At 65.0% G+C, this 11,447-nt stretch carries 11 protein-coding genes; 7 read left to right on the top strand and 4 right to left on the bottom strand.

The genetic code is table 11. From position 1 onward, the window contains the following. The 6 genes from I0Q12_RS10755 to I0Q12_RS10730 form a co-directional block, all read left to right on the top strand. Positions 1-444, top strand: a 444-nt coding sequence (locus tag I0Q12_RS10755; RefSeq protein ID WP_197251910.1) for a FadR/GntR family transcriptional regulator, incomplete at its 5' end; no start/stop codon positions are given. A 244-nt stretch (positions 445-688) separates the two neighbouring features. Then, the gene (locus tag I0Q12_RS10750; RefSeq protein WP_197251909.1) at positions 689-1,810 is read left to right on the top strand and encodes an NDMA-dependent alcohol dehydrogenase; all 1,122 of its coding nucleotides are present in this window, start codon (positions 689-691) and stop codon (positions 1,808-1,810) included. Positions 1,811-1,919: 109 nt separating this feature from the next. Beyond that, complete coding sequence (locus tag I0Q12_RS10745) at positions 1,920-2,489, top strand: nuclear transport factor 2 family protein (protein WP_197251908.1); 570 nt, start codon at positions 1,920-1,922, stop codon at positions 2,487-2,489. Positions 2,490-2,499: 10 nt separating this feature from the next. After that, the gene (locus tag I0Q12_RS10740; RefSeq protein WP_197251907.1) at positions 2,500-3,339 is read left to right on the top strand and encodes a mycofactocin-coupled SDR family oxidoreductase; all 840 of its coding nucleotides are present in this window, start codon (positions 2,500-2,502) and stop codon (positions 3,337-3,339) included. Between the two features lie 23 nt (positions 3,340-3,362). Then, positions 3,363-5,132 (top strand): NAD(P)/FAD-dependent oxidoreductase, encoded by a 1,770-nt coding sequence (locus I0Q12_RS10735; RefSeq protein WP_231610424.1) that lies wholly within the window; start codon positions 3,363-3,365, stop codon positions 5,130-5,132. 20 nt (positions 5,133-5,152) lie between these two features. Continuing rightward, complete coding sequence (locus I0Q12_RS10730; RefSeq protein WP_197251905.1) at positions 5,153-5,587, top strand: nuclear transport factor 2 family protein; 435 nt, start codon at positions 5,153-5,155, stop codon at positions 5,585-5,587. A 71-nt stretch (positions 5,588-5,658) separates the two neighbouring features. Here the strand turns inward: I0Q12_RS10730 and I0Q12_RS10725 are convergent, their stop codons facing one another. Next, on the bottom strand, positions 5,659-5,967 hold the full coding sequence (locus I0Q12_RS10725; protein WP_197251904.1) for an EthD family reductase: 309 nt from the start codon (positions 5,965-5,967) through the stop codon (positions 5,659-5,661). A 267-nt stretch (positions 5,968-6,234) separates the two neighbouring features. On the opposite strand from I0Q12_RS10725, the gene I0Q12_RS10720 reads away from it, so the two are divergent. Then, positions 6,235-7,875 carry an NAD(P)/FAD-dependent oxidoreductase gene (locus tag I0Q12_RS10720; protein ID WP_197251903.1) on the top strand — a complete coding sequence of 547 codons (1,641 nt, stop codon included), beginning with the start codon at positions 6,235-6,237 and terminating at the stop codon, positions 7,873-7,875. 226 nt (positions 7,876-8,101) lie between these two features. Here I0Q12_RS10720 and I0Q12_RS10715 read toward each other — a convergent pair whose 3' ends face one another. The 3 genes from I0Q12_RS10715 to I0Q12_RS10705 all read right to left on the bottom strand — a co-directional run. Beyond that, positions 8,102-10,084 carry an FAD-dependent oxidoreductase gene (locus I0Q12_RS10715; protein WP_197251902.1) on the bottom strand — a complete coding sequence of 661 codons (1,983 nt, stop codon included), beginning with the start codon at positions 10,082-10,084 and terminating at the stop codon, positions 8,102-8,104. 5 nt (positions 10,085-10,089) lie between these two features. Continuing rightward, positions 10,090-10,605 carry a pyridoxamine 5'-phosphate oxidase family protein gene (locus tag I0Q12_RS10710; RefSeq protein ID WP_197251901.1) on the bottom strand — a complete coding sequence of 172 codons (516 nt, stop codon included), beginning with the start codon at positions 10,603-10,605 and terminating at the stop codon, positions 10,090-10,092. A 6-nt stretch (positions 10,606-10,611) separates the two neighbouring features. Next, on the bottom strand, positions 10,612-11,447 hold an 836-nt coding region (locus I0Q12_RS10705; protein WP_197251900.1), incomplete at its 5' end, for a mycofactocin-coupled SDR family oxidoreductase.

Here is an 11,447-nt window from a genome sequence, read left to right as displayed (position 1 = left end):
GAGGCGCGCACCGCGCTCGAACCCGTCGTGTGCCGGATTGCCGCCGAACGCATCGGCGAAGACAAACTGCTCGAGCTCAAGGACTCGGTCGACCGGATGCAGCAGTCCGTGGAGACGGCGGACATCGATACGTTCCTCGAGACCAACAAGCAGTTCCACGACATCATCGCCTGGTCCACGGGCAACGCCCTCTTCGGCTACATGACCGATGCCCTCATGCGGATCACCGGTGGAACCGTAATGGGGGTCGATCACCCCGCCGCACTGCGGAAGACCACGCTCAAGGCCCACGTCAGCATCTACGAGGCGCTGAGCAATCACGACACCGACCTGTCCGAGGACCGCATGCGTGATCACATCAAGGAGTACGCGCGCTACGCCGAGCGCAAGTTCCCGGAGGTGCTGAGCCAGGTTCTTCCCTGGAATCAGGCTCTCGGCGGCTGAACCGTCACCTCGGACGACATCCGACAACAACTGGCCCGTACCGGTGGATCCGGTGCGGGCCAGTTCTTTTCGTGGCGACTCCAGAGCCGCCCTCTGGGAGGACACGTCGGGATCAGAAATGATTCCCTCCAGCGATTGCGTCTATTCATGCATATGGTTATGGTGATAGCGATCACAGACGCTGGAGTCGTCGGTGCCGCACCGACGCCACGCGCATCTTCCCCGTTCACCGTGAGGAGACGTCATGAAGACCATCGGAGCCCTGCTGTGGGAGCCCGGCACCAAGTCCGGCTGGAGCGTCGAGGAAATCGAGATCGATCCGCCCAAGAGCCGTGAGGTCCGCGTCAAGCTCGCCGCCTCCGGTATCTGCCACAGCGACGACCACGTCGACACCGGCGACATCCCGCTCGACTGGGCGCCCATCATCGGCGGCCACGAAGGTGCCGGTGTCATCGAGGAACTCGGCCCGGACGTCACCGGATTCGAGGTCGGCGACCATGTCGTTCTGTCCTTCCTGCCCTCGTGCGGCAACTGCCGCATGTGCACCATCGGCCGATCCAACATGTGCGAGCGCGGCGCCGGGGTGCTCGGTGGATTCGCGCCCGACGGCACCCACCGCATCCACGCCCGCGGCCAGGGCGTCGGCCCGTTCTCCTACCTCGGCACGTTCTCGCCGTACGTCGTGGTCAACATCGACTCCTGCGTCAAGATCGACAAGGACATCCCGCTCGACAAGGCCGCCCTCATCGGCTGCGGTGTGCCCACCGGCTGGGGCTCGTCCGTCTACGCAGCGGACATCCAGCTCGGCGACACCGTCGTCGTCATCGGAACCGGCGGCGTCGGCATGAATGCCGTTCAGGGAGCACGCCACAAGGGCGCGAAGAACATCGTCACGATCGACCCGGTCGAGTTCAAGCGCGACATGGCCAAGCAGTTCGGCGCGACCCAGACCGTCGAGAACTTCGACCAGTGCCGCGAGGTCGTCGACCAGCTCACCAACGGTCAGGGCGCCGACGTCGTCATCATCACCGTCGACATCGCCTACGGTCACCTCCTCAATCCGGCGCAGGAGATGACGCGCCGCGGCGGCACACTGGTGCTCACCTCCGCGGCACCCGTCACCCAGCGCGACGTCCCCTTCGACCTGTTCACCTTCGCCATGTCCGGCAAGCGGCTGCAGGGCACCCTGTACGGTTCCACCACCGCGCGTCGCGACATCCCGCTCATCACGGACATGTACCGGCGGGGCGAGTTCAAGCTCGACGAGCTCATCACCAAGACCTACAAGCTCGAAGACATCAACACCGCGTTCAAGGACATGCGCGAGGGCAAGAACATCCGCGGCGTCATCATGTACGACGACTAGTCCGCAACACCTGTCGGATTCGACAACGACACAACGGATTCGATTCGGGCCGGGGTGGAGCCTTGCTCTGCCCCGGCCCGAGCGCATTCCCACCACAGGAGCTCAGCCGATGACAATGTCTGCTCTCACCGCACAGGATTCCGCTGCGATCGCGAAACTGGTCGCCAAGGACGAGATTCGGGACCTCGCAGGACGATACGCACTCGCCGTCGACGATCACGACATCGAATCGGTGCTGTCGATGTTCACCGACGACGGAGCCTTCGAAGTCGCAGGACGAGTGCTCCAGGGCCGCAGCGAGATTCGACCGTTCTATGTCGACAGCATGGACCGCTACCACACGATGCTGCACACGCCCGAGATTCATCTCGTCACGCTCGTCGACGATTCCCACGCCACCGGGATCATGACGGGGCACGCCGAACTCGCCGTGCACGACACCCTCATGATGACCGCATTCCGCTACCGCGACCGCTACACGAAGGTGGACGGCCGCTGGTTGTTCGAAAGACGCTCCGTGTCCTTCATGTATGCGCTACCTTTCGAATCGATGGCCTCGAGTTTCCGTACCACCAAACGGATTCGGTGGCCACAGACTCGATACTCCGACGCCGATTATCCGGAGTCGGCATCCACCTGGAACACCTACCGCGGACCGGGGCCCTCCCGTCCGCGCTGAAGGAGCAGTCATGGCAGGACGGGTAGCAGACAAGGTCGCCTTCATCACCGGAGCCGCGCGCGGGCAGGGCCGCAGCCACGCCATCCGGCTCGCCGAGGAGGGCGCCGACATCATCGCCCTCGACATCGCCGGCACCATCGACAGCGTCGAGCGGTTCTATCCCAGCGCCACCGAGGACGATTTCGCCGAGACGGTGTGCGAAGTCGAATCCCGCGGACGCAAGATTCTCGCCCGCACCGCCGACGTCCGCGACTTCGACGCCGTCGCAGCGGTGGTTCAGGAGGGGATCGCCCAGTTCGGCCGGATCGACACCGTGGTCGCCAACGCGGGAATCTTCCTGTTCGGAGAGCCCACACACCTGGTGGCCGAGAGCGATTGGGACGATGTGCTCGACATCAATCTCAAGGGTGTATGGCACACCTGCAAGGCCGTCACCCCGCAACTCGTCGAACAGGGCAGCGGCTCGATCATCATCACCAGCTCGTCGGCCGGTATCAAGGGCACGCCCAATGTCGCTCCCTACACGGCGAGCAAACACGCCGTCGTCGGCCTGATGCGCACGCTCGCCCTGGAACTGGGACCGCACGGAATCCGCGTCAACACGGTGCATCCCACCGGCGTGGCCACCGACATGATCCTCAACGAGTCGTGCTTCCGGATGTTCCTCCCGGACGTCGAACATCCCACGCAGGAGCAGGCGGCACCGGTTTTCGCGACCACCAACGCCATACCGGTCCCGTGGGTCCAGCCGATCGACATCTCCAACGCCGTGCTGTTCCTCGCCTCCGACGAAGCCCGCTACGTCACGGGCACCGAACTCAAGGTCGACGCCGGGTACACGACTCGATGACCGCTCCGGACGAGAGAGACATCATGGCCTCGGAACCCGACCTTTCCGTCGTTGCGCAACAGTGGCTCGATGCACTCGGGCGCACTCTCCGCGAGGGCGACGCAGACTCCTACACAGCAGTATTCGCAGCCGACGCGTGGTGGCGTGACCTGCTCGCGTTCAGCGGCGACCTGCGCAGCCTGCACGCCGTCGACGCCATCGGACCGATGATCGCCACCGCGGGAACCCTCGAGGTCACCGGCCTCGAACTCGACTCGCAGATTCCGCCGACGTTGTTGTCCGGTGACTCCGACCAGCCGGTGGTGCAGATACTGTTCGGTCTCACCACCCGCCTCGGCCAAGTCCGAGCGGTGGCGAGGCTGACACCCCGCGAAGACGGAGCATGGCGGGCGACCGCGCTGCTCACCGAGCTCGACGCGCTGAAAGGCCACGAACCGGCAAGCGGACGCCGACGACCTACGGGTACGCCCGCCCCCGATGAGCGCGCCCCCGAACACTGGGGTGCGAAGCGGGCTCGCGAGCTCGAGTTCGACGGCATCGAACCGGATGTTCTCGTCATCGGTGCCGGGCATTCGGGTCTCGGTCTCGCCGCGCACCTGACGTCGCTCGGGGTCCGGACTCTCGTCGTCGACCGGAACGGCCGGGTCGGCGACAATTGGCGCAACCGTTACGACTCTCTCGTGCTCCACGATCCGGTGTGGGCGAATCATCTTCCCTTCATGCCGTTTCCGCCCACCTGGCCGGTGTTCACGCCGAAGGACAAGATGGGCGATTGGCTCGAACTGTATGCGCAAGCCCTCGAGCTGAACGTATGGCCCGGGACCCGGGTTGCGTCGAGCACCTACGACGCCGCCGACGGAACGTGGGAGATTCACCTGGACCGCGGCGGACAGACCCGCACCGTCCGGCCTCGGCACGTGGTGCTGGCCACCGGACTCAGCGGCACCGAACCGCTCGTTCCGGAGATCGAGGGCACCGACGTATTCCGTGGTGAACTGCTGCATTCGGGGCAGTACAGCACCGATCGGGCACGCGCCGGCACGTCGGTGGTGGTGGTCGGGACAGGCAACAGCGGTCACGACATCGCCCAGGACCTGTACAACTCGGGCGCGAACGTCACGCTGGTGCAGCGCGGGCCCACCTATGTGGTGGGTGGCACGACGGTCGTCGACGTCATGCTCGAGCCCGTATACGGCGAGGAATCGCCGCCCACCGAGATCTCCGATCTTGTCGGGGCGTCGTTCCCGCGGTTGGAAGCGTCGGCACAGACGGGTCTGCGAACAGCGGTGGCGCTCATGGCAGAACGTGATCGGGCGATTCTCGACGGTCTCACTGCGCGCGGGTTCCGACACCACCTCGGCGATGACGACCTGGGTGCGATGAACCTGTTCCTCACCCGCAACGGCGGTTACTACATCGACGTGGGGGCGTCCCGTCTCATCGCGGACGGCGAGATCGGGGTGGTCGCCGGGGCGATCGAGCGCTTCACCCCGAGCGGTCTGGAACTGAGTGACGGCCGTCGGATTCCTGCCGATACGGTGGTGCTCGCCACCGGATTCCGCGGAATCCACGAGACCGCTCGCCGGGTCCTGGGCGACGCAGTGGCAGACAAGTGCGGGCCGGTGTGGGGCCTCGACGACGAGGGCGAGATCCGATCGGTGTGGCGGCGGTCCAGGCACGACGGGTTCTGGATCAGCGGCGGCAACCTGACGATGGCCCGCGTCTACAACAAGTACCTGGCTCTACAGATCAAGGCAGATCTCGAACAGATCGAGTTGCCTTCCGTTCCCTGATTTCCCTGACAGGAGTAGATATGTCGATCAACGACAGAACCGGTGACATCGCCGAGATCACTCGAATCACGCATCTGTATGCGCGTGGTCTCGATCGGTTCGATCCGAAGGAGACGTTGTCCGCGTTCTCCGTGGACGGCGCGTGGGATGCCAGCGCGGTCGGGTTGACCCGCTACGAGGGACACGAGCAACTGCTCGACTTCTTCGAGCGTGACGCCGAGGCTGTGGAGAAGCAGTTCCACATCATCACCAACCACGTCATCGATTTCCAGGACGACGACAACGCTACCGGCACCAATTATGTGTTCTCCGAGGCGGAGATGAAGAACGGTGCGGCGATCAAGGCGATCGCGCTCAACACCGACCGGTACGTACGAACGGCGGAGGGGTGGAAGATCGCCGAACGTGTCATCACGGCTCTGACGACCCCGCAGATGGAGGGGTTCGACGCCTGACGGAGAGCCTTTCCGCGCCGCGACTGTGGGGCAACAGTCTTGGACTATTGCCCCACAGTCGAATTCGGCTTCTATATGCCCTTGTTGATCTCGTAGAAGTCGAACGAGACGCCGGCCTGCGCGAAGTTCTCGAGGTCGGCCGCACCCTTCTGGCCTGCGGGTGACGACATGTCTTCGAGCATGGCTTCCTTGCTGTCCCAGTCGCAGACCGCGACGAGGAAGTGCGGGGGCACGGACCCGTCAGCAGTGCTGCACACGCCCCATTCGAAGTTCCGGATGCCCTTCTGGTCGAGGGCGAGCTTCGCGTGGACGTTCTCGTAGTGATCGAGGAACTTCTCGGGATTCTCGGGGTGGTTGTAGATAGCGACGAGTCGGTACACGTTTCCTCCTGTGATTGTCCCTCGGCGGAATGCCGAGCGCGATGGTGCCGGCCGAGCTGGGGACGATTCGGACCGGCGCTCGAACTTTCTGAGTAGACCCTGTTGATTATATCCATACGCATTGTTAATGTGGTGTCAATCACACATTGAATCGCGAGGGCGCCCCAGATCCCGTCCGGCTCACGGCGCCCCGCAGATCCGGAATCCGAAACCCCGATCGAACCTCACCGCACGCCTTCGTATCCGACATCCAGGAAAGGCATCCAGATGACCTCTGCACCTGCGGCCCCCGCACACTCCACCACCCCTTCCGAAGTCGACGCAGTCGTGGTCGGAGCCGGATTCGCCGGCCTCTACCTGCTGTGGAAGCTCCGCAAGCACGGCTACACCGCCATCGCGCTCGACAAGGGCAAGGAAGTCGGCGGCACCTGGCATTGGAATCGCTACCCCGGCGCGCGCTGCGACGTCGACAGCCACGACTACTCGTTCGGATTCGACGAAGACCTCGAGCAGGAATGGGAGTGGTCCGAGCGCTACCCCTCGCAACCCGAACTGCAGGCCTATCTCTCGCACGTCGCCGACCGCTTCGATCTGCGGCGCGACATCCGCCTCGAAACGACGGCCACCGAAGCGCATTTCGATGACACTACGCAGAAGTGGACCGTGCGCACCGACACCGGCGCGACCTATGTCGCCAAGTTCTGCCTGATGGCGGTCGGATGCCTCTCCGTCCCGAAGGACGTGGACGTGCCGGGCCTGGAGAACTACGCCGGACCCATCTACCGCACCAGCTCGTGGCCCGAAGGCGGTGTGGACTTCTCGGGCCTGAAGGTCGCCGCCGTCGGTACCGGCTCGTCGGGCGTGCAGGCCATTCCCGAGATCGCGAAGCAGGCAGGCCGGCTGACCGTGCTGCAGCGCACCGCCAACTTCGTCATCCCCGCACGCAACCACAAGCTCGACCCGGCGTACGTCGCCGACATCAAGTCCAACTACCGTGAGCGTCGCCGTCTCTCACGGTCCATGCCTGCCGGCTGCATTCGCGACGACAACCCTAAGACCGCTTTCGAGGTGAGCGACGAAGAACGCCGCGCCGAGTTCGAGAAGCGCTGGGAAGGTGGCGGAATCGCCTTCCTCGGCGCCTACGTCGACCTCATGGTCGACCAGCAGGCCAACGATGCCGTCTCCGACTTCATCCGTTCCAAGATCGACGAGATCGTCACCGATCCGGACACGGCCGACAGCCTCAAGCCGTACGGCTACCCGATGGGCGCGAAGCGTCCCGTCGTCGGCACCGACTGGTACGAGACGTTCAACCGTGACAACGTCGAGCTCGTCGACCTCCGCAAGAAGCAGCTCGAAGCTTTCACCGCGAAGGGCATGCGCCTCGCCGACGGGACCGAGTACGAGTTCGACGCCGTCGTGCTGGCAACCGGTTTCGATGCATTCACCGGGGCATTCACCTCCATGGACATTCGAGGCCGCGGAGGCCGCCCGCTTACCGAGGCCTGGGCCGAAGGCCCCAAGACGCATCTCGGTCTGGGCACGGCCGGCTTCCCCAACATGTTCATCATCGCCAACGTCGGCAGCCCGTCCGTGCTCGCCAACATGGTCACGGCGATCGAGCAGCACGTCGAGTGGACCGTCGAGACGATGGACCACATGCGCGACAACGGGATCACGACGATCGAAGCCACCGAGGACGCCCAGGAGGCGTGGGTGGACACCGTCGAGGAGATCGCCAACACGACGCTGTGGCCGCAGGGCGAGTCCGGATCGTGGTACCGGGGCGCCAACATCGAAGGCAAGCCGCAGATCTTCATGCCGTACGCAGGTGGCATCGTGCTCTACGAAGAGACCTGGAACGAAGTCCGAAACGCCGGTTACAAGGGGTTCGTCCTGCAGTCCTGACACACATCGACCGACGCCGGGTGATCACCTCAGCGATCACCCGGCGTTCGCGTGTGCAACGACCCGAAATCCCGTGTGGATACCGATTCCGGTGCCTTCTCGTGCAGGGGGATTCGACGGAGCCGTCTACCCCGCCCGGACGAGCGGCGGCCCCTCCCTCCGTCGGAGAACGGAAAGAGGGGCCGATTCCTGCATCCCGGTCGTGATCACCGGGTGTTTGTCGCGCTCAGACCAACTTGGCCAGCGCGTATGCCTGACGAGTGGCGAACACCAGGCGGCGCGGAGCGTAGGCGTCGCCGAGGATGTGGACCTCACGGTCGCCGGCCGCCGCAGGCCCGCTCTTCAGACTCTCGTACAGCCCTGCGTCGCCGATACCGCCGCACGCGAGGACGACGTTGTCGAAGCCGTCCACCTCGTAGGTGCGGCCCGAGTAGACGTTGCGGGTGATCACGCCCGTGGGGGTGATCTCGACAACGTCCTCCATGAACCGGTACTGCACGCCCTTCTCGTCGAGACGGCCGAGGATTCCGCCCACGATGTACCGGCCGAGGAGCTGGCCGGCCGCCTGCGTCGCATACACGATGGTGACCTCGGTGCCGCGCTCGGTGAGGTAGTCCGCCAGCGACAGAGGCGGCATGTGATCGTCCTGCGCAACGATCAGCACCCGCTTGCCGACCTTCGCCTCCCCGGTGAGGACGTCGCGGACGTCGGCGACGTTGTCGCCGTACACTCCCGGGATGTCGGGGGTTCGGCGGGTCGACCCGGTCGCGACAGCGACCACGTCGAAGCCGGCCGTCTCGATCTCGGACTGCGTTGCGGTGTGGCCGTATCCGATCTTGACCCCGACGCGTTCGAGCCGGCGCTGCTGCCAATCGAGGTACTTCTCGAACATGTCGTAGGTGGGCGCATTGATCGCGGTGCGCAGTTGACCACCCAGCACATCCGACGACTCCCACAGCTCGACGTCGTGGCCCTTCTCGCGCGCCAGCGCCGCGAACTCCATCCCCGCAGGTCCACCACCGACGACGAGGACACGCTTCGGGTCGGTGACCGTCGGCCACGGACCGTCGACCTCGTTGCTCGTGACCGGATTGACGGCGCATCCGAACGGCAGGCCCTCGACATAGCGGCGGCTGATGCACTCGTTGCCGCCGACACACGGCCGGATCTCCTCGACGCGACCGGTGCGGGTCTTCTCGATGATGTCCGGCTCCGCGATGTGCGCGCGCGCCATACCCACCACGTCGGCGTGTCCCTCGGCGAGGATCCGCTCGGCCACATCCGGGTGGTTGATACGGCCGGTGTGCACGACCGGCAGCGAGATCGCACGCTTGAACCGGCCGGCGAGCTCGGCCCACTGCCCGGCCTCGAAGAAGTGCGGCTGAATGTACGACGGGTTGCCCCAGGGACTTCCGACCACACCGTGGAAATAGTCGACCAGACCGGTGCTCTCGAGGTATTGGGCGATCTCGATGGCTCCGTCGACGTCGTAGCCGCCGGGCACCTCCTCGCGCAGGTTCAGGCGGATACCGATCACCATCGACGAACCGATCACGTCGCGGATCGCGCGCAGCACTTCGACGGGGAATCGGCAGCGATTCTCGATGGATCCGCCGTACTCGTCGTCGCGCTTGTTGGTGAGCGGCGAGAGAAAGTACTCGAGCAGATCGTCGTGGTTCATGTGGAGCTCGACACCGTCCAGCCGGGCCGCCTGGGCCTGGCGCGCGCAGAACTCGTACTGCCCGACGAAGTACGCGATCTCCTCGCGGTTGAGCTGGTGCGGCACATTGTTGAAGACCGGGGCGCTGAGCACCGGCGACGCGCCGTGCGGCATGCCACCCTGATGCACCATCTGGCCCGTCGCAACCGCGCCCTCGGCATGCAACGCATCCGAATAGGCCTGCACCCGTTCGACGAAGAACGGCAGGCTGTAGTGCCCCTGGACGGTCGCACCCACCCCGGTCGGTTCGAAGCCGGGGATAACTCCCGTGTTCGGAACCCACGCGCTGAGGCTGTCGAACCACGCCGCACCGCCCCGGGCGCGGGAGACGTAGTAGGCGAGGTTGTGTTCCGCTTCCTCGTCCGTGCCGAAGATGTTGCCGATCGCAGAAGCGTGGGGTGGCAGCACCACACGGTTCTTCAGCTTCATCGGCCCGATTTGAAAGGGGGACAACAGGTGTGAGTATTGGGTGTTCGGATCCGCAGGCATGGCGATCACTTTCTGGTCGGTCGAGTTCCGGTCCCGCCGCCGCGGCCGTCACCGGGCATCTTCGTGGAGTCGTGGCTGACCGCGATACGCACGGGGCGCACCTCGAGAACTACACGATTGGGACTGTCCAGCAGTTGCCGGAAGGCTTCGGGATGGCCCGGGGCGTGGCGCTGTGCGAACGCCGGATAGAACCACTGTTTGGTCTCCGCGTCGGTGTGGACCGCGACGTGCCCGCGGACGGCGAGCATCCTGCGACCCGGCAGATCGGTACCGGCGTTGGATACGACGAGCGTCACACGCGGATCGCGTTGGGCAGCCAGTACATGGGCGCGACCTGCCGCCGCGGTGAGCCAGAAGGCGCCGTCCCGGTACAGATAGCTCATCACGACACCGGCCGGCCACCCGTCCTTCGTCGCGAATGCGAATGTGCATTCGCGTTGCGCGTCGAGGAGGAGATCCTGGGTTCGTGCGTCCACGCGCAGCGACGTCAGGTCTTCGTTGTCGTCGATACCTACAGCCACTGCGACCTACTTGACGTTGGCGCCGGCGTCGACCGGGAAGGTGACACCCGTGACGTAGCGCGCTTCGTCGCTGCCGAGGAACAGCACAGCGTTGCTGATGTCGACCGGATCGACCCACGGGGTGGGCAGCGTGTTGAGCGACATGAATCCCGGCATGGCCTTTTCCTGGGTCGGTTCGGGGTCGCCCGGGGCGAACATGCCGTACGTGCCCGGATTCTGGATCATCGTCGTATCGACATTGGTGGGGTGGATGGTGTTGACCCGGATGCTGTGCGGCCCGAGTTCGTTCGCCATCGTGCGCATGAGGCCGACGATGCCGTGCTTCGCCGCCACGTAGTGCCCCACGTGCTGAACACCCTTGAGTCCACCGATCGAGCTGATGAACATGATCGACCCCCCACGTCCGGCCTCGATCATGCGTGGAATCGCCACCGCAGCGGTGTTGTAGACGCCGGTGAGGTTGACGTCGATCATGTCACGCCACTGCTCGTCGGTCAGTTCCCAGGACAGACCGTAGGTGGCGATGCCCGCGTTCGCGACGACGATGTCGACACCGCCGAGCTGGGAGATGCCGTCGTCGAGCGCCTTCTGCAGGCCGGCACGGTCGCGGACGTCGGCCTTGTGGGCGACGATGCGCCGGCCGAGTCCCTCGACCAGACGTACGGTCTCGTCGAGGTCGGCCTCGGTCGCGAGATCGTAGTACGGAGTGACGGAGTCGATGTTCTCGCAGATGTCGACGGCGATGATGTCCGCGCCCTCCTCCGCGAGACGGATCGCGTGGGAGCGACCCTGACCACGAGCGGCTCCCGTGATGAACGCGATCTTGCCTGCTGTACGTCCGG

This window comes from Rhodococcus sp. CX, assembly GCF_015865005.1.
Classification (GTDB): Bacteria; Actinomycetota; Actinomycetes; order Mycobacteriales; family Mycobacteriaceae; genus Rhodococcus.
Note: the sequence above shows the minus strand (reverse complement) of the source record. Positions and strands in the feature narration are given on the sequence as shown.